Origin of the sequence: Psychrobacillus sp. INOP01 (assembly GCF_018140925.1) — a bacterium.
Lineage (GTDB): Bacteria > Bacillota > Bacilli > Bacillales_A > Planococcaceae > Psychrobacillus.
The window spans coordinates 3,547,036-3,565,534 of record NZ_CP073315.1 but is presented as its reverse complement, the minus strand read 5'-3'; the positions used below and the strand labels follow the sequence as shown (position 1 = coordinate 3,565,534).

Here is an 18,499-nt window from a genome sequence, read left to right as displayed (position 1 = left end):
CCTCCCTATACTCAATCTTCATACGCAATTGTTTCTTGTAAAAATACTGTAGAGTTTATCTCAATACGATATGCTGCTTTTTTACCTTCACTAATTTCTAATTTCAATTGTTTTACAACCGTTTCAGTTAAGACAAATTCCTCGATAGGCTCCGCCATTGAACGTGTATTATCTTCAATGTAAATTCGAACTACCTGCTCCTGAACCACGGGTTTTTCCTTGTTTTCTTCCTCATCACTATCATCTTCTTCATTCTCTTCTTCTACTATAGGTTGTTCATATGGAATCGTAACAGATTTCACAACAAATTTAGTAGGCTTGGCCTTTGGACCATCAGAAAGAGTTACTTCTATTGTACTTCCTGGACTTACTTTTGCATTTGGTTTTGGGTTCTGGTCAATCACGTTACCTTTTGGAATGGAATCAGAATTTCGTCTTTCTGCCACCCTAATTTTAAACCCAGATGATTTTTCATAATCACTTAAAGCTTTCTCATTCCAATCAGTCAAATTGCTAACTGTACGTAAGTCAGGTCCATTACTTACAGTGAATAGAATATCAGTTTCATCTGGAATAACCTCTTCGCCTTCAACCGGTGTTTGCTTTAAGATAGTTCCTTTTGGCTGGTCATCAAATACTTCCTTTACATCTATTCTAAGATCTTGATTTTGTAACAATATTAGTACTTGATCTATATCTTTACCGACATAATTTTCAAGGACAAAGGTTTCTTTACCCGAGGATACAAATAAATGAATTTCACTATTTTTTTCACGAAGCTTTCCTGCTTCGGGTGACGTTCGAATTATCTTATTTTCTTCCACTTCATCTGATACCTCTAATGTTTCATCACCGATCGTAAATCCTTCTGACTCTAGTTGTTCAATAGCCTCTTCTAATTCTAAGTTTGACACATCCGGAACTTGTATCTTGTCCGCTTTAAACAGACCTGGAAATACGATGAAAATTAGCAATAATAATAGGATAACTCCACCTATTACCCCTCCAATTACTTTCCGTTTCTTGTTCTTAGTTTTTGGCTTTACCGGTTTAGGTACCTTATTTGATGCCGACATTTTTTTTGTGTCAGAAACCTCATTAAATGATACAGGTTCTTTAATAACAGGTAACACCTTGGTTGCATCATCATCAATTGCTACTACGAACTTCTCTTCTCCTGCTCTTTCAGGAGTTAACGCCGTAGCCAAGTCTGCTTCCATTTCTTCTGCGGAAAGATATCGATCTTTCGGGTCCTTAGCAGTAGCCTTCAAAACGACATTTTCAATGCTTTGCGGTATAGAAGGAATAATTTTTCGGATAGATGGCGTTTCTGTTTGTAAATGCTTTAATGCGATGGATACCGCGGACTCTCCTGAAAATGGGAGTTGTCCAGTTAATAGTTCAAATAACACGATACCTAATGCGTATATGTCTGACTGTTTCGTTGCTGTACCACCGCGTGCTTGTTCAGGTGATAGGTAATGTACTGTACCTAATACAGAATTTGTCTGAGTGTAAGATGTTGCACTAAGTGCCATCGCAATACCAAAATCAGTTACCTTTACATTTTCCTCTTCATCCAACAAAATGTTCTGTGGCTTAATGTCACGGTGGATAATATGATTATTATGCGCAGCAGAAATAGCCGACGTAAGTTGCTTCATAATCTTTACAGATTTGGTTGGAGAAACCGGTGCATTCAGCAGTATGTATTCTTTTAACGTGTCGCCCTTCACATATTCCATGACAATATAGTGAATATCTTCATCTTCCCCTACATCATAAATATTGACAATGTGGGGGTGAGTAAGGCTAGTTGCAGAAAGGGCCTCACGTTGAAAACGACGGTGTAATTCTTCTTCATTAGAAAAATCGTAACGTAACACCTTAATCGCTACATCACGATCTAAAATCATATCATGTGCCAAATAAACATTTGACATACCGCCTCCACCAATCATTTCAAGCAACTTGTATCTGCCACTTATTCGTTTACCTATCAGCATCCTTACACCTCCTCGTCATTGTTAGATAATAGGATTAAAGAAATATTATCTTCTCCGCCTGAATTATTTGCTTCATCTACTAAATCTTGCCCTTTTTCTTCAAGCGTCCTATTGGAATATAAAGTGGATTGCATAAATGATTCACTTATCTTATTGCTTAAACCGTCTGTACAAAAAAGTAAATAAGAGTTTGGTTGGAAAGCGATATCGTAAAAGTCTGGTTGAATTGTTCGTTCAGTACCAATTGCTTTCATTAATACATTTTTATTGGGATGGGTCTTCGCTTGTTCCTCACTTATTTCCCCAGAATCGATGAGGACGTTAACATACGAATGGTCTCGTGTAATTTGAAGGACTTGCTCTGCTGATATCAAATAGACGCGGCTATCCCCAACATGAGCAATAATCCCTTGGTGTTTCTCAAATAACCCTGCGATTAATGTTGTTCCCATACCAGCACATTCTGCGCTCATTTTAGAATGTCTACTAACAGTTTGATTGATCGATTGAAATGTATAGGTTAACCAATCTCTTGCCTTTACTATAAACGGATTGAATGCAGCAAAATACTTTTTAAACTCAGAAACAGCTAGCTCACTCGCAACGTCTCCCGCATTATGACCACCCATACCATCGGCAACAACAGCCAATAACCGACTGTCCTCACGCATAAAAACTTCTACTCTATCTTCATTTACAGTTCTTTTCATTCCTACATCCGTCTTCACAACAAACTTCATCTTATCATTCACCTCTTTTGAATTTGGCAAAGAGTGGTCTCTATTTCTTTTTTTGAAATAGAGCTACATAAAATCCATCACTACGTAAATCTTGCGGGAAAATCTGAAGCGTTCCTTCTTTTTCCTGTTTCTTTATACGTTTAATAACGTTTGGGAAATGTTGAAGTTCCATATCAGGATGTGCATCTAGAAATAGCTGTGTCGTTCCTTCGTTTTCTTCCAAATCGACTGTACAAGTACTATATACCATTAATCCATCCGGTTTTAAAAGTTTATACGCTTCTTCTAATAAATTCATCTGAATTGGTTTTAAGGAAGCAAAATCTTTTTCTTTTTTTGTATATTTAATATCAGGCTTACGTTTCATAACGCCAAGTCCACTGCATGGTGCATCCACAAGTATGCGATCAAATGATTGTGGTGCATAATTTTCGCTAGCTTTTCTTCCATCCATCTCCACTGTTTCGATAAAACTAAAGCCTAAACGCTCTGCATTTTCTTTCACTAGCTTTAATTTATGCTGATGAATATCCATTGCCACAAGTTTCCCTGTATTTTTCATTTTTTCGGCAATATGAGTAGTTTTACCACCAGGTGCTGAACACATATCTAAAACGGTCATCCCAGGTTCTGGCTGAAGAACATAAGCAGGAATCATAGAACTTTCATCTTGAATTGTTACAAAGCCCTCTTGATAAGCAGTTGTTCTAGCTGCTTGTCCGTTAAATAAGTAAATACACTCGGGAATGATTTCACTTTTAGCCACTACATGCCCTTCTTGTGTCATCAGATGAAGTACTTGATCAACCGTACGCTTAAATAAGTTTACTCGCAACGTCGTAACAGGCGGCTCATTATTTTCCTTCAACATCTTCTCCGTCGTTTCAAAACCATATTGTGATATGAAACGATTTACCATCCATAGTGGATGGCTTGTCTCGATGGACAATCGCTCTTCTCTATTTTTAATATCTTCCGTTGAACGAACGCCTTCTCTTAAAATAGACCGCAATATACCATTAACTGCTGAGGCAATTCCTTTATGTCCTCTTCTTTTCGCGATTTCGACCGCTTCATTAACAGCCGCATGATCAGGAATACGCGATAAATAATGGATTTGATATAGGGATAAGCGGAGTAATTGCTTAACCCAGTCATCTAATTTCCCTTTAATAAACGGTTGTAAATAATAATCTAGTGTCATTTTATATTGAAGGGTGCCATAAGTTAGTTCCGTAAGTAACGCGCGATCTTTCGGGTCAATCGTATACTTTTCTATCGTTTGGTGTAATAGTAAGTTACTATATGCTTGCTGCTTTTCAACAGCCATTAATATAGTAAGTGCAGCATCTCGAACATTACCTGTCCAAATTTTTTCGCTTTTTTTCGTCATTCAAATATATCTCCTATTCGCAATTTCGAGCCTACGCCGCGCAAATAATCTTCTGCGGACAATTTCTTTTTACCAGCTGGTTGTAACTCATTAATCCGAATCGCTTCTGACTTTCCAGTTTGAACAACGAAGTATTCTGACTCAATTTTCACAACAGTTCCAGGTTTTTCATTCGTTTGAATCGAAGTAGTATCCGCCTTCCAAATCTTCACAACTTGTCCATCTAATGTTGTATAGGCTACTGGCCAAGGGTGAAGCCCACGAATTTGATTGTGCAATTGCAACGCTGAATTATTCCAATCTATTCTTTCTTGTTCACGTGAAATATTTTTAGCAAAAGTTACTTTTGTGTCATCCTGTTTAGTACGATTATTCGTTTTTGCGATAATGGAAGGTAATGTCTCTTTAAGTAGCTCAGAACCAACTGCACTTAGTTTTTCAAATAACAGACCAGTATCATCAGAGTGTTCAATAGATATTTCACTTTGCGATATTATATCTCCAGCATCTAATTTTTCTTCCATATACATTATTGTTACACCTGTTTTACTTTGCCCATCTATTATTGCCTGATGAATTGGTGCACCACCACGATAAGCAGGTAGCAACGATGCATGAACATTAATGCAACCAAGTTCAGGAACCTCTAACAATTCTTTCGGGAGAATCTGACCGAAAGCGGCAGTAACGATTAAATCTGGCTTTAGGGCGATAATTTGATCTAGTTCATCTGATCCTTTTAATTTATTCGGCTGAATTACAGGCAAACCAAGTTGAATGGCTTCTTCTTTTACAGGAGGTGCGGTCAATACTTTTTTTCTACCTACTGGTCGATCTGGTTGAGTCACGACAGCCTTTACTTTATAGCCTTCATCCACTAACATTCTCAAAATAGGTGCGGAGAATGTTGGGGTACCCATGAAGATAATAGATGTCATACTTCTTCCACCTCATTTTCAAGTTCTTCCAATTCTACATAACGAATAACCTTTGTTGTAAATAAAACACCATGTAAATGATCTATTTCATGTAAAACGGCTCTTGCTTCATAATCCTCTGCTTGTAATTCATATAAAGCTCCTGTTCGATCCTGAGCTTCTACTTTTACATAAAATGGACGTTCTACTTCTCCATAAACGTCAGGAAAGCTTAAGCATCCTTCCACTTCTATTTCTGACCCTCCGATTTCCACTACTTCTGGATTGATCATTTCGATAATATCTTGACCTTCACCTAGATCAACGATTGCTGCTTGAATTGCCTCTCCGACCTGAGGTGCAGCTATTCCGATTCCATCAGAAGCGACCATCGTGTCGTACATATCATCTAAAAGCTTAGCCAATTTGGCATCAAATTCAGTAATTTCTTCACATTTCTTTAATAGTACATCATTTGGATGTGTAATAATTGAACGTATTGCCATTTTTCTTTTCCTCATTTCAAACACCTTATAAAATTGTGGAAGGATCCAAATCAATTGTTAAAATGATTCCTTTTTTTATCCACTCGGTTCGGTATATTTTTATTAATTGTTGAAGCTTTTCCACTAATATTGGTTCTTTTTTGTATTTTATCAAACATTGGTAGCGATATCTATTTTGTATTTTACTAATTGCACTAGAAGTTGGTCCAATTACCATCGTCGTGGAAGATAAATTCTCACGTAACCAATCAGTTGCTAATTTTGCATATTCCGAGGCTAACAGGACATTTTCATGTGTTACCTGAACAAGTGTTAAATAATAGAAAGGTGGATATTCGAACTGTTTTCGCACCAGCATTTCTTTATGATAGAACGGCTCATACAACTGCGATTTCGAATATTCTATTGCATAATGCTCCGGTGTATACGTTTGGATATACACCTGACCTTCTTTATCATGTCTTCCAGCTCGTCCGCTAACTTGCGTCATTAACTGAAATGTTTTTTCGGCCGCTCTAAAATCGGCTAAGTGCAAAGTTGTATCAGCATTTAATACACCAACAAGCGTAATATTGGGAAAATCAAGCCCCTTTGCAATCATTTGGGTTCCAAGTAAGATGTCCGCTTCGCCATCTCCAAATTGTTTTAAAATCCGTTCATGTGACCCTTTCGTTCTAGTGGTATCTACATCCATTCGAAGAACTCTTGCATAAGGGAATAGCTTTGTAATCTCTTCTTCCACCTTTTGAGTACCTGTTCCGAAGAATCGAATATGCTCACTAGAACATTCGGGACATTGCTTCGGTACTGGTTCTTCATGTCCACAATAATGACATTTAAGCTGCTCGCCCTCTCGGTGATAGGTAAGCGAAATATCACAATTGTCGCATTCTACTACTGTTCCACAATCTCTACATAATACAAATGAGGAAAATCCTCTTTTATTTAAAAATAAAACGATTTGTTCTTTTTTATCTAACTTTTCTCGGATAGCATCCGCAAGATCTAAACTAAACATAGAACGATTTCCGTTTTTTAACTCTGCACGCATGTCCACAACATTTACGAATGGTAAAGACTGTTCTTTCGCACGCATCTGCAAAGTTAATAAACTGTACACTCCCTTTGAAGCTCGTGCATAGGATTCAAGTGAAGGTGTTGCACTTCCTAAAATTACTGGACATTGATGAAAACTACTTCTCCAAATTGCTACATCTCTCGCATGATACCTTGGTGTATCTTCCTGTTTATAGGTAGATTCATGCTCCTCATCTAAAATGATTAAGCCTAGATTTTTAAAAGGTGCGAATATTGCAGATCTAGCACCGACAACAACCTTCACTTCGCCACGCCAAATTTTACGCCATTCATCAAATTTTTCACCGACTGATAGCCCACTATGCATTACAGCTACTTGGTCGTTAAAACGCAATTTAAATCTTCTAGTCATTTGAGGTGTCAATGATATTTCAGGTACAAGCATAATTGCCTGTTTGCCTTCATTGATTGACTTTTCAATAGCATTCAAATAAATCTCTGTTTTCCCACTACCGGTAATGCCGTGTAGAAGAAAAGTAGTATCCTGATTCTTATCCTGCGCTTCATTGATCTGGTCTAGAGCTTCTTGTTGTTCATCCGTCAATTTAAATCTATGGTCCCGGTCGCTATACTCAAGACTGCTTATTTCACGGTATATTTCTTTGTTTTCTTTTTCTAAAATTCCTTTATCGATTAAAGCTTTAACCGTATGATTATTTGTCTGTGCTCTATCTTTAAGTTCTGCCATTGTATATAAAGGTTGCTTTTGCATTAAAAGCCATTCGATTAGCTCTTTTTGTTTAATCGCATTTTTGGGGAGTTCACTTAGTAGGGTATGAACTAATTCTTTGTTTTCCACCATACGATATTTAGCGATTGTTTTTACCTTTCCATGTTGCTTAATAACAGTCTCCAACTGGAAGTTACCTTGATCTAAATACTTTTTCATCTGCCGTAATAGTCCAGCTTTTTCAAATACTTCATAAGAAATCGTTTCTTTTGAACCAAATAATGCTAGTGTCCCTATATCTACTCCGTCTGGTTCTACTAACAATATTTCTTTTTTATATGTAGCACGGAGAGCAGCTGGTAGCATTACTTGAAGTGCATCTATCTCATAGCATAGCGTTTTATTGGTCATCCATTTGGAAAGTTGTAATAATTCTTCGGTTATTACAGGTTCCACATCGATTATAGAAATAATCTCTTTGAGCTTGGACACATCTAAATCAGAATGCTCTTTAATATTCGTTATAAATCCTTGTACTTTTCTATTTCCAAAAGGAACATGTACACGACTTCCACGTTCTACAACTGTTTCTAATTCTTCAGGTACAATATAGTCAAAAGGCCGATCAATAGGATAAGCTGATACATCTACAATAACTTCTACTATCATTTAGAATCATCTTTCTCCAATTGAATAATGGTTTGCAGTACTTGTAGCGCAAGCTCTTTCTTGCTTTGATGAGGAAAATACTGTTCCATATTTTTACCAACTAACGTTACAGCATTCGTATCTGTTCCAAATCCTGAACCCGCTTCGGTCAAGTCATTGGCAATAATATAATCCGCATTTTTCTTAACTAGCTTGCTTTTAGCATAATGGATCACATCGTTTGTTTCTGCTGCAAAGCCTATTAATAATTGGTCCTTTTTTCGTTTACCCAGTTCCAAAAGAATATCGGTAGTTCTTTCTAATAAAATAGTAGAATCACCAGCTTGCTTTTTCATCTTTTGAGAATAAACTTCTTTAGGTTTATAATCTGCCACGGCAGCAGTTTTTATAACTATCGAAGCTGTCTCAAAATGAAGCAACACGGCATCTAGCATTTCTTTTGCACTTTCTACGGAAACAAGCGTTACGTTTGCTGGAGCACTCAAACTGACAGGACCAGAGATCAAAATAGTTTCTGCTCCCAGACTTGCCGCAGCCTCGGCCATAGCATATCCCATTTTTCCACTTGAAAAATTAGTCAAAAATCGGACAGGGTCAATTCTCTCTCTAGTTGGACCTGCCGTTACGACAACTTTGCTTCCTTTTAAAGGTAGTTCTTTCGGCGCAAAATACGCACCTACCAACTGTACTATTTTCTCTGGTTCTTCTAACCGACCCTTACCTACATATCCACAGGCTAAAAAACCTTCAGAAGGCTCGATAAACTGATAACCATCTCTTGAAAGTTGAGTAATATTACGTATAACAGCAGCATTTTCATACATATGTACATTCATTGCAGGTGCTATCCATACATCCGCAGTTGTTGCCAATAATGTAGTAGTCACCATATCATCCGCAATACCATTTGCTAGTTTACCGATTAAATTGGCAGTTGCAGGAGCTACAATCACTAAATCTGCCCAGTCTGCTAAATCGATATGCGCAATAACGCTAGAGTCCTTTTCATCAAATGTATCAAAATACACATCATTTCTAGACATAGCCTGAAAGCTTAATGGTTGAACAAATTCCATCGCCGATTTTGTCATCATTACTTTTACATTTGCCCCTGCTTGTGTCAATTTACTAACCAATGCAACCGCTTTATATACGGCAATACCACCGGTAACACAAACAAGAATTTTTTTAGAAGTTAACAACATGAATTCTCCCCTCTAAACAACAACCTCCCAAAGAACCGTACATTCTTTGGGAGGTTGCAGTTAATCCGCAGCTTGTTGAGACATCTACTTGCGTATTGTTAAATATTATACTTCGTCTTCATAAACTACAGAATCACTAGATGATTGTATAGTAAGTTCACCAGCTGCAACTTCTTCTAACGCTCTCCCAACTTGCTTATGAGAAACATATGAAATCAGGCGTTCGCCGCCTTCTTCTTGTAGCTGACGTGCTCTTTTAGAAGCAACACTCACTAAAGAATATTTTGAATCGATTTGGGTTTTTAAAGAATCTACAGATGGATATAACATTTATAATTCTCCTTCCAGCATAGCTGAATATCTTTTTTCTACACGTTCACGTCGACAATGTTCTGCTACTACAATTGCGTTAATTTTCGCGCATGCTTTAGCTACTTCATCGTTTTCTACAACATAATCATATAAATGCATCATTTCAAGCTCTTGTCGTGCAGCTTTAATCCTTGAACTAATGACATCTTCCGTTTCCGTTCCTCTACCTATAAGTCTTTGCTCGAGCTCAGACAGGCTTGGAGGCGCAAGGAAAATAAATAGTGCTTCTGGAGCTTTTTCACGAACAAGCGCTGCTCCTTGGACTTCGATTTCTAAAAACACATCTCGTCCAGAATCTAACGTAGCATTTACATAGTCGATAGGCGTCCCATAGTAATTTCCTACATAGGATGCATACTCCAACAACTTACCTTCTTCAATCAGCTGTTCAAACTCGTCTTTTTGTTTAAAGAAATAGTCTACTCCATCCACTTCACCTTCACGAGGACTTCTCGTAGTCATGGATATAGAATACTCATAGTTTGTACCTGGCTCTGAAAATAATTCTTTTCTAACTGTCCCTTTACCTACTCCTGACGGACCTGATAAAACGATCAATATACCTTTTTCTCTTCGCATAACGTCTCCTTCAAATACAGTCATACTACGTCGACTTCTTCCAATTACATACTTAACTGATTATAACACAAGTATGGTGGAAAATGATAAGATATATAGAAAAGCACAAGACGCCTTTTTAGATTGACGGTAGGCGCCGGTCGCTAAACAAAAAATAATGTTTTGAAAGAGGATTACTTATGGCTTTTGATGGTTTATTTACAATATCAATGACAACTGAATTACAGCAACTCGTGACAGGTCGTATTTCTAAGATACACCAACCAAATGCACAGGAAATATTAATGCACATAAGAGCTCAAGGTAAAAATTATAAACTTTTGTTCTCTGTTCATTCATCCTATTCGCGTGTACAAATTACCAATGAAACACTCGACAACCCAGCCCAACCTCCACTTTTTTGCATGGTGTTACGAAAGCATTTAGAAGGTGGAATTATTACCTGCATTCACCAACATGAAAGCGACAGAATTATTATTTTCCAAATACAAAGCAAAAATGAAATTGGTGATGATATCACACGTGAAATTCATATGGAAATTATGGGACGTCATAGCAATTTACTTTTAGTTGACCCTTCTCGTAATCTAATCTTGGAGAGTATTAAGCATCTGTCCCCTTCCATGAATAGTTATCGTACTATTTTACCTGGTCAACCATATATCGCACCGCCTTCTCAAAATAAGCTGAATCCATTGGAAATTTCGGAAGCACTTGAAGGAGTACTTCAATCCGCCAGTGATCCTAAAGAAATTATGGACCAAATTTCTGGTTTTTCTCCACTGCATGCCAAGGAATTAATGTATAGATTCCAAAATTCGAAGAATAGAATGAAAATCTATAAAGAATTTATAGAAGAGATTAAGCTAGGTGGCTCTACTAAGCAAATTGTAGAATTAAACGGGAAAAACTTCTATTCACCCAATGCACTTACACATTTAGATGGCAATAAATTTAATGAAGAAAGTTTAGGTAATCTACTTGATCGCGTTTATTTTGCCAAAGCAGAGCGAGACCGCGTGAAACAACAAGCTGGAGATTTGGAACGCTGGCTTCAAAATGAATTAAACAAATTGAAATTAAAAATGAAAAAACTCCAAAAAGATTTTGAACAAGCTGAGAACTTAGATACGTATCAACTATTCGGTGAGCTATTAATGGCAAATGCCTACGCAATTGAAAAAGGATTGAAGGAAGTAGAACTTGTAAATTATTATGATGAAAATGAAAAAACAATTGTAATACCGTTAGATAGCAGAAAAACAGCCACACAAAATGCACAAAGGTATTATAGCCGCTATACAAAAGCAAAAACTGCATTACTAAAAATTGAACAGCAATTTGAAATAACCAAAGAAGATATAGCTTACTTCGAATTATTACTTCAACAAGTAATGCAAGCATCTCCAACCGACATAGAAGAAATTCGAGAAGAACTTATGGAGCAGGGCTTAATAAAAGCAAGGGCATCGAAAAAGAAGAAAAAGCCTATAAAACCAACTCCAGAAAAATATTTTGCATCAGATGGCACCGAGATTTCGGTCGGTAAAAACAATAAACAGAATGATTTTGTTACCTTTAAATTAGCTCGTAAAACCGATACATGGCTTCATACAAAGGATATCCCTGGATCACATGTTGTTATACATTCAGAAAATCCGTCGGAAACTGCACTTTTAGAGGCGGCGAATCTAGCTGCATATTTTAGTAAGGCACGTGAATCTGCGTCGGTGCCAGTGGATTATACAGTGATTAAACAGGTAAAGAAGCCAAGTGGGGCAAAACCTGGTTTTGTTATTTATTTTGAGCAGACAACTCTTTTTGTAACTCCGGATGAAGAGAAAATTAGACATATGAAAAAATAGAAATTTAAACCGTACATTTAATACACATGTATACTAAGAACGACAGGTCTGATGGAAGTAGTTTCGTTACTTCAATCGGACCTGTTTTTTATTTACGACTACTAATTTCATAGCTTTTCGTAAACCCATAAAACCTTTTCCAAATATTTTTGTATTTTCTACTATATCAATGATGACCGCCTCTAACAAAGCAATACTGAATACAATAAGAAGTATAATAATTACAATCATATCGGAAATTCTATCGAAGGAATTTGGGTTATCAGAAATAAAGTTGAGTTTAATATAAAAAAAGAGCATTCCTATCCCAAAAGAAAACACCGGAATATATTTCATCAAGTTTTTAGATACCTTTTTCCCTAAAAAATAGGTAATACAAGCAACTAGACACATTAAAGTCAAACAAACAATTATTGCAATCTTAAAGCTCATTTAAGCACCTCTTTCATATTTAAGTAAAATATATTTAGTTTTTAGAACCCAAAATAGTCATTACATTACCATATTCATAAAATTATAGGGATAACACCTCTTCATAAAGGAAATAACCCTTTATTTCAATATAAAACACGAATAGTGGATTTCGTTGATTAGAGCGCAAGGCAGCGACTCCAGTGGGAACATCAAATGTTTTCTGCACCGATAGCAAAGCGTCGGGTGCACGAACTGAAAGCCTCGCAGGAACGTTAGAAAGTGACAAAGGCTTAAGTGTGCCACAACGCAATCGCAACGCCTTCGTGACCAACATCCTATTGGCCCGAGGAGAATGAAGCCGATCCCATGAAGAGCGTCCACCTGTTTCTGCATCGCTACGCTAGCTTCTAAACATGAAAGGGCGTTGGAGCGGAAATCAACCTTGTTCGGGTATTACTACTAATTAATTCATTATGTAATTGACCCACTCTTCTAAAATATTTCAAGTTTAACCAATTTATAAAAAGTTTAGACTGAATTTGTAAGATTTAAACATTTTATAATGGAGTTCCACTTTGCATCATCCCGTTAACTTTCATGTTTTTTCTTGATATTTCAAAATTTTAAAAATAATTGAAATACAAAAGACACACTCTATTTATTTATATTAAAAAAGTAATGCCAGACTACATAAAAAACCACTTGATGCATCAACATCAAGTGGTCAATATAATAGCAGGTTTCCCCATGGGATTGGCTATTTAATAGGGTTTACGTTTTATAAAGGTCAATGATACTACAACTAACCTTTCATGTTAACTAACACTAAAACTACTACCTAATACATCGCGGACTTCGTGAACGACAACGAATGCCTGTTCATCCACGCTGCTGACGGTTTGTTTCAGGCGTACTAGTTCCTGTTGGTTTATAACAATATAGAGAACTTCTTTTTGGTCCTGGCTATAGCCGCCGCGACCTTCTAGAATTGTTACCCCACGCGACATTTTAGATACTATAAATTGGCGAATTTCTTCGGAGTGCTCGGAAATAATTGTCACTGCTGTTCTACTATTTAGTCCTTCAATTACATAATCAATTACTTTAGAGCCTAAAAATACAGCAATAAGCGTGTACATTGCTTTTTCCTGACCAATGATGAATACTGATCCAGCAATTACAACAATATCAATAATAAGGACACCTTTTCCCAGACTCCATCCTAAATATTGATTTGCTAAACGAGCTAAAATGGCAGATCCGCCGGAAGTTCCACCAGCTCTGAACATTAGACCAAGACCAAGGCCAACAAACACCCCTGAAAAAAGAGCAGCTAGTAATGTATCACCATTCAATTGATGGCCAACGTCTTCTGTTATAAATAGAAATAAGGAGGAAAAAATAATTCCAAGTACCGTATAAATCATTGTCTTTCTATCAAAAAACTTATAACCTATCGCTAAAAGAATAGCATTGATTATAAGGTTCACAACACCTGGTGACCATTGGAATAAATAATATGTAATAACAGTGACCCCAATTACCCCTCCTTCAGATAACCGGTATGGGATTGCAAAATAGTTAATACCGACTGCGAATAATAAGGATCCAATAATAATTAATAATATTTCTTTGATACGTTGTTGTGCCATGTTATGAATTTCCTCCTACCAATAACCAAGCAAAACTCTACTTTATCCCGTTTTAACAGGCTGTAATCCCTCACTAATGGAAGTTTTACTCTATGTAGTTTACTGGCGGTCTTCCGACTCCCATTTCTTTGCGTGCTTCTCGATTATTTCAATTAATTTATTCATTGCTGGCGTAAGCCATTTATCTTTGTGATACGCTAGTTGAGTAGTCACGAACTCCTCGCTATGCTCCCAAGGTAATGCAACTAAGCTACCTCGCTCCAGTTCCTCTCTCACAGTCATCAAAGGTAGATAGGAAAGACCTAGCCCACACTTCACTGATTGTTTGATAGCTTCTATATTCCAAAAAGCAATGCGTGAACAACCAACACCTTCGTCTTTAATCCATCTTTCGAGCAAGTCACGATAGCTTCCAGTCTCCGTCAAAAGCAATACTTCATCTTCCAAATCGTTTGGAGTAATTACCGCTTTACCACATAATCGGTGACCTGCAGGGGCAATCATTACCAATGTCTCTTTCACTAAATTACTCGTAATAATGTCTGGACCTAGTCTTTCAGGATTTGTAAATAAAGCCAGGTCAAATTTTCCAGATTTCAACTCATTATTAAGCTCCTGACTTTCGGAAGGTTGCAAAATAAGTTGGACATTCGGATACATTCTTTTAAACTCATACAAAATGGTCGGCAATCTATATACCATTAAAGATTCATTTGCTCCTATTAAAACTGTACCGGAAGGCTCGGTATTTAACCGGGAAGAATCGACCGCTTCCTGATAAAGGTGCAATATTTCCTTTGCATACGATGCTAAATGTGTACCAGCATCTGTTAAAACAACCGTTTTTCCTAGCCGATCGAAAAGGCGATTTCCAACAGCCTCCTCTAATGCTCTAACATGATTTGTTACTGTCGACTGTGTATAACCCAACTGTTCACCAGCTCGCGTAAATCCACCACAATCAGCCACAACCAAAAAGGTTTTTAAATTGCGAAGTTCCACAGTAAATCCCCCCATACGAATAATATTCCTCATATTGTATAGGAATCCGATCTAAAAGACGATATTATTCGCCGCCAAATGATATTATAGTATCTATTTCAATATTAATGAAATGAATTATTTTAATTAAAATCATTTAGAATATTAGGGTTAAATGGTTTATACAAAAATATACCTCCAATTTTTAAAAACAAGGCTAAAAAAATATTTGTTTCATTGGTAGTACATACCAAAAGAGTAAAATTTCATTTTGCGGAAAGACTACCCAATGAAGGAGTGAAGAAAATATGGCAAACAAAAATAAAATATTAGTACCTTCTGCACGTGAGGAATTAGACAAATTAAAGGTTAGGGTGATGAAAGAGCAAGGTTATGAGGTAAAAAGTAATAATCCAGATGATGTAAAATACGAAATTGCAGATGAATTAAGTATTCCCTTAAATAACGAATATAACGGTAAACTTACTTCAGAACAGGCAGGAAGAATTGGAGGGCCAATTGGAGGAAGTATGGTAAAAGAAATGGTTAGAATGGCTCAAGAACAAATGATTAAGAAATAAATTTTTTCTCTCCACAATTGAGCGATAATATCGTATAAAAATCGATTGAATGGGGATTATAAGGCTGAAATGGATGAGTATCAAGTCAATATCTGTTTCTTAATTTTACTACATTCCTTTGTAGTATTTCCCAAGCAATAATGAAATGAATAATAGGAGGTCTTGACAGATGGCATTTAACCAACAAAATCTAAGTCCAGGAACTGCATTCTACCGGCTCATGGTAGGTTCAGTAATGACCACTTATGGTACCCTGCGCCTTTTACGTGAACCCAAAAGCAGAAGTGGAAAGATGCTTGTCCTTTTTGGTTCTATGAAAGCAGCTGAAGGAGCAACAAAATTTTGCCCAACTAAAGCAATAGGTACTATTATGGAAAACCTAGCGAGTGAAAATGCAAATCCAGGTGCTCAAGCTAATGCTGGTAATACGATGGCGAGCGGAACTCAATCTGGACAATATGCTTCAGGTGGCAATGCTGGACAAAAAAGTGGAAACATCATGCAGATGGTTGGAAATATTGCACAAATACTAACTAGCACGAAATCGCCTCAAAGTACTTCTGGTTCACAAAGTATGGGAGGTAACCAAAATAGCAGCAGTACTGGCCAAAATGCTATGGGTGCCAATGCTCAAACAATCGGCAGCATTGCTCAAACTGTCGCACCACAAGTTAGTCAAATGGTCAAAGACGTAGCAGGTATGGCGAGTTCACAAAGTGCCTCTGGAGCGAGCGGAGCAGGCAATAAGAAACCAGAAACAAATGGAAATACGCAGAAGAAAGATGCTTCTGCAAATGGTAGCAATACGAAAACAACCTCTAGTTCTAATAATAAGCAAGCTGCTTCTCCAAAATCAGATACAAAACCGCAGCTAGATGGAGCTGCTAAGAATTCAAACATAGATTCATCCGTCATAGATGCAGTTTCCAAGACTGGACAAAAAAATACATCTACTCCAAATATTCTCCAATAACACTGTAAAAAAAGTGGTGGTAGAAAAGGGAACAATTATTCTATTCACGAATTTTTTATAATTAAGATGCACTACCAAAAGATAACGTGTTGCGTACTAGTCGTTTATTCGATTAATACGCTGCACGTTTTTCATTTCTTTGAACATCGCTGATTTACTCCCTACTACTTTTAAAATAATGACGCTTTGGTCTTTCTAGAGGTGTAATATTCATAATGAAATAACCGACAATTAGAATAAGTATAACTAGAGAATAAATTAATGTATCTATAGGGTGATCATGCTCGACAATAATTAGCCGAATCATAGCAGTAATTCCTACATATAAAAAATACCTGAGTGGAAAATGATAGTCTTCCTTGAAATATTTAACGATCATCGTAATGAATTCAAAATATAAAAAGAAAATGAGGATATTTGCAAGGAATTGCTTGTAATCACTGGACCCAACAGTTATCAAAATTTTAAAGAATACAGTTAACTCTTTAATAAGTAAAAAGGATAAAATTAGCGCTAACAATACTAGACAGAAATTCAGAAACATTTGCAACATCTTTGGGATAATTGATAAAACTATAGAAAATTCTTTTTTAAATAACTTTTCCATTAACATCCCCCATTCCGAATTATTAATATTATTTCATTCGCTTAGACCACATATCCTTTCTATTAAAGTGGAATCCCCAAATAGAGCTTTCGATTATTTTGAGGTACCTTTTAGAAAATAATAAACTGGAAAACGCTTCCAAGTCTATAAATTTATTTGAAAATAAAAAATGTTTTAACTTTTTTACAAGAATGAAAAATACCCACCGTTCATATAGACACGGTGGGTACTTTTTAAGTATATATCTATAACTAATCTTCCATTTCTTGCTCTAGTCTTTTCACAAATTCTTCCGCAGCACTATATCCTTGCTGCTTTAAATACCAATTATTTGCAGCTGCTTCAATTAGACCGGCGACGTCACGACCTGGTTGTAACTGGATTTGAATATGAGGAATTTGAACCCCCATATAATCCATAAATTTAGTTTCCAACTCTAATTCATTATTCAATGTATTGCTTTCCCATTTAGTTAACTCAATATCTAATGCAATTCGAGTTTCCTCTTGAAATGCAGTACGACCATACAAGCGGACTACGTTCAACAACCCAATACTTCGTAATGCCAAGAATTCTTTGTTTTTCTCATTATGAGATCCCAGAAGGGTCTGTGGACTTAGCTTTTTTAAAACAACGATATCATCTGCAACTAATCTATGACCACGCCCTATTAATGTATGAGCTGTTTCACTTTTGCCGACACCAGATTTACCTCGCAACAATATTCCCATGCCAGATACATTTACACAAACACCATGTATCGAAATCTCTGGAGCCATAGCTTTTACTACAAATGCATCAAGTTTTGCACTTACTTCGCTTGTGGAATCAGGGGTGCGCAGTAACGGTATATCATTTTCTACACAATATTGTATTAGCCCAGGTGGCTCCTCCTGGTTGGAAGTAATTACTATACAGGGGGGATCGTATTTAATAATATTGCCTATTCGTAACTTACATTCCTCTTCTTGAAGTGTATGTAAATAATTTATTTCATTTTTCCCTAAAATTTGGACATGTTCTGTTGCTATAAAATCGAATTTATCCATAAACTCCAAGCCTGGACGTCGAACCTTTGTTTTCTTTAATACTCGATGGCATTGATTGTGACCAGATAAAACTTCCAAAGAAAATCTATTCACAAGATCTGTCACCATTAAACTCTTCATACCTTACACTCGCCCTCTCACTAACAAGTTACATATTAATAGTCCCTCGTGTATGTTCCCACCAATTTATATTAAACGAAAATCTAAACATCATTAACTCAT

General features: G+C 36.6%; 17 protein-coding genes. 3 read left to right on the top strand and 14 right to left on the bottom strand.

All coding sequences use genetic code 11. From position 1 onward, the window contains the following. Nucleotides 1–11: 11 nt before the first annotated feature. The 9 genes from pknB to gmk all read right to left on the bottom strand — a co-directional run bounded on the left by pknB (nucleotide 12) and on the right by gmk (nucleotide 10,155). Nucleotides 12–2,006, bottom strand: a complete 1,995-nt coding sequence (pknB, locus tag KD050_RS17395) for a Stk1 family PASTA domain-containing Ser/Thr kinase (protein WP_211893585.1) — start codon at nucleotides 2,004–2,006, stop codon at nucleotides 12–14. 2 nt (nucleotides 2,007–2,008) lie between these two features. Then, nucleotides 2,009–2,776, bottom strand: coding sequence for a Stp1/IreP family PP2C-type Ser/Thr phosphatase (locus KD050_RS17390; protein WP_370627142.1), 768 nt, complete (start codon nucleotides 2,774–2,776; stop codon nucleotides 2,009–2,011). A gap of 10 nt (nucleotides 2,777–2,786) precedes the next feature. Next, nucleotides 2,787–4,139 (bottom strand): 16S rRNA (cytosine(967)-C(5))-methyltransferase RsmB, encoded by a 1,353-nt coding sequence (rsmB, locus tag KD050_RS17385; RefSeq protein ID WP_211893584.1) that lies wholly within the window; start codon nucleotides 4,137–4,139, stop codon nucleotides 2,787–2,789. Then, nucleotides 4,136–5,077, bottom strand: coding sequence for a methionyl-tRNA formyltransferase (fmt, locus tag KD050_RS17380; protein WP_211893583.1), 942 nt, complete (start codon nucleotides 5,075–5,077; stop codon nucleotides 4,136–4,138). The genes rsmB and fmt overlap by 4 nt, the downstream gene beginning before the upstream one ends. Next, nucleotides 5,074–5,562, bottom strand: coding sequence for a peptide deformylase (gene def, locus KD050_RS17375; RefSeq protein ID WP_211893582.1), 489 nt, complete (start codon nucleotides 5,560–5,562; stop codon nucleotides 5,074–5,076). The genes fmt and def overlap by 4 nt, the downstream gene beginning before the upstream one ends. Nucleotides 5,563–5,587: 25 nt before the next feature. Continuing rightward, nucleotides 5,588–7,999, bottom strand: coding sequence for a primosomal protein N' (priA, locus tag KD050_RS17370; protein ID WP_211893581.1), 2,412 nt, complete (start codon nucleotides 7,997–7,999; stop codon nucleotides 5,588–5,590). After that, complete coding sequence (gene coaBC, locus KD050_RS17365) at nucleotides 7,996–9,201, bottom strand: bifunctional phosphopantothenoylcysteine decarboxylase/phosphopantothenate--cysteine ligase CoaBC (RefSeq protein ID WP_211893580.1); 1,206 nt, start codon at nucleotides 9,199–9,201, stop codon at nucleotides 7,996–7,998. Before coaBC ends, priA begins: the two co-directional genes overlap by 4 nt. 108 nt (nucleotides 9,202–9,309) lie before the next feature. Further along, the gene (rpoZ, locus tag KD050_RS17360; protein WP_090562720.1) at nucleotides 9,310–9,534 is read right to left on the bottom strand and encodes a DNA-directed RNA polymerase subunit omega; all 225 of its coding nucleotides are present in this window, start codon (nucleotides 9,532–9,534) and stop codon (nucleotides 9,310–9,312) included. Then, nucleotides 9,535–10,155, bottom strand: coding sequence for a guanylate kinase (gene gmk, locus KD050_RS17355; RefSeq protein WP_211896341.1), 621 nt, complete (start codon nucleotides 10,153–10,155; stop codon nucleotides 9,535–9,537). Between the two features lie 179 nt (nucleotides 10,156–10,334). Here gmk and KD050_RS17350 point away from each other — a divergent pair, with 179 nt between their 5' ends. Further along, nucleotides 10,335–12,020, top strand: a complete 1,686-nt coding sequence (locus KD050_RS17350; RefSeq protein ID WP_211893579.1) for an Rqc2 family fibronectin-binding protein — start codon at nucleotides 10,335–10,337, stop codon at nucleotides 12,018–12,020. A gap of 66 nt (nucleotides 12,021–12,086) precedes the next feature. On the opposite strand, the gene KD050_RS17345 is transcribed toward KD050_RS17350, so the two are convergent. The 3 genes from KD050_RS17345 to KD050_RS17335 form a co-directional block, all read right to left on the bottom strand. Then, nucleotides 12,087–12,452, bottom strand: coding sequence for a hypothetical protein (locus KD050_RS17345; RefSeq protein ID WP_211893578.1), 366 nt, complete (start codon nucleotides 12,450–12,452; stop codon nucleotides 12,087–12,089). Nucleotides 12,453–13,249: 797 nt separating this feature from the next. Next, the gene (locus tag KD050_RS17340; protein WP_211893577.1) at nucleotides 13,250–14,086 is read right to left on the bottom strand and encodes a YitT family protein; all 837 of its coding nucleotides are present in this window, start codon (nucleotides 14,084–14,086) and stop codon (nucleotides 13,250–13,252) included. Between the two features lie 99 nt (nucleotides 14,087–14,185). After that, entirely contained in the window at nucleotides 14,186–15,088 is a 903-nt protein-coding gene (locus KD050_RS17335; RefSeq protein ID WP_211893576.1) for a LysR family transcriptional regulator, read from the bottom strand. Nucleotides 15,089–15,375: 287 nt separating this feature from the next. Between KD050_RS17335 and KD050_RS17330 the strand changes: the two genes are divergently transcribed. Together KD050_RS17330 and KD050_RS17325 are read left to right on the top strand one after the other, a co-directional pair. Further along, nucleotides 15,376–15,648, top strand: coding sequence for an alpha/beta-type small acid-soluble spore protein (locus KD050_RS17330; protein ID WP_211893575.1), 273 nt, complete (start codon nucleotides 15,376–15,378; stop codon nucleotides 15,646–15,648). A gap of 169 nt (nucleotides 15,649–15,817) precedes the next feature. Then, a complete protein-coding gene (locus KD050_RS17325; RefSeq protein WP_211893574.1) occupies nucleotides 15,818–16,621 on the top strand; it encodes a YgaP family membrane protein in 804 nt (267 codons plus the stop codon). Between the two features lie 154 nt (nucleotides 16,622–16,775). On the opposite strand, the gene psiE is transcribed toward KD050_RS17325, so the two are convergent. Together psiE and hprK are read right to left on the bottom strand one after the other, a co-directional pair. Next, nucleotides 16,776–17,228, bottom strand: a complete 453-nt coding sequence (gene psiE / locus KD050_RS17320) for a phosphate-starvation-inducible protein PsiE (RefSeq protein ID WP_211893573.1) — start codon at nucleotides 17,226–17,228, stop codon at nucleotides 16,776–16,778. 251 nt (nucleotides 17,229–17,479) lie between these two features. Then, nucleotides 17,480–18,397 carry an HPr(Ser) kinase/phosphatase gene (gene hprK / locus KD050_RS17315; protein WP_211893572.1) on the bottom strand — a complete coding sequence of 306 codons (918 nt, stop codon included), beginning with the start codon at nucleotides 18,395–18,397 and terminating at the stop codon, nucleotides 17,480–17,482. Nucleotides 18,398–18,499 lie beyond the last annotated feature (102 nt).

Excerpts from the sequence above, each read along its gene's own strand:
- pknB (WP_211893585.1), bottom strand. The coding sequence starts at position 2,006 with ATGCTGATAGGTAAACGAATAAGTGGCAGATACAAGTTGCTTGAAATG.
- rsmB (WP_211893584.1), bottom strand. The coding sequence starts at position 4,139 with ATGACGAAAAAAAGCGAAAAAATTTGGACAGGTAATGTTCGAGATGCT.
- fmt (WP_211893583.1), bottom strand. The coding sequence starts at position 5,077 with ATGACATCTATTATCTTCATGGGTACCCCAACATTCTCCGCACCTATT.
- def (WP_211893582.1), bottom strand. The coding sequence starts at position 5,562 with ATGGCAATACGTTCAATTATTACACATCCAAATGATGTACTATTAAAG.
- priA (WP_211893581.1), bottom strand. The coding sequence starts at position 7,999 with ATGATAGTAGAAGTTATTGTAGATGTATCAGCTTATCCTATTGATCGG.
- rpoZ (WP_090562720.1), bottom strand. The coding sequence starts at position 9,534 with ATGTTATATCCATCTGTAGATTCTTTAAAAACCCAAATCGATTCAAAA.
- gmk (WP_211896341.1), bottom strand. The coding sequence starts at position 10,155 with ATGCGAAGAGAAAAAGGTATATTGATCGTTTTATCAGGTCCGTCAGGA.
- KD050_RS17350 (WP_211893579.1), top strand. The coding sequence starts at position 10,335 with ATGGCTTTTGATGGTTTATTTACAATATCAATGACAACTGAATTACAG.
- KD050_RS17345 (WP_211893578.1), bottom strand. The coding sequence starts at position 12,452 with ATGAGCTTTAAGATTGCAATAATTGTTTGTTTGACTTTAATGTGTCTA.
- KD050_RS17340 (WP_211893577.1), bottom strand. The coding sequence starts at position 14,086 with ATGGCACAACAACGTATCAAAGAAATATTATTAATTATTATTGGATCC.
- KD050_RS17330 (WP_211893575.1), top strand. The coding sequence starts at position 15,376 with ATGGCAAACAAAAATAAAATATTAGTACCTTCTGCACGTGAGGAATTA.
- KD050_RS17325 (WP_211893574.1), top strand. The coding sequence starts at position 15,818 with ATGGCATTTAACCAACAAAATCTAAGTCCAGGAACTGCATTCTACCGG.
- psiE (WP_211893573.1), bottom strand. The coding sequence starts at position 17,228 with ATGGAAAAGTTATTTAAAAAAGAATTTTCTATAGTTTTATCAATTATC.
- hprK (WP_211893572.1), bottom strand. The coding sequence starts at position 18,397 with ATGAAGAGTTTAATGGTGACAGATCTTGTGAATAGATTTTCTTTGGAA.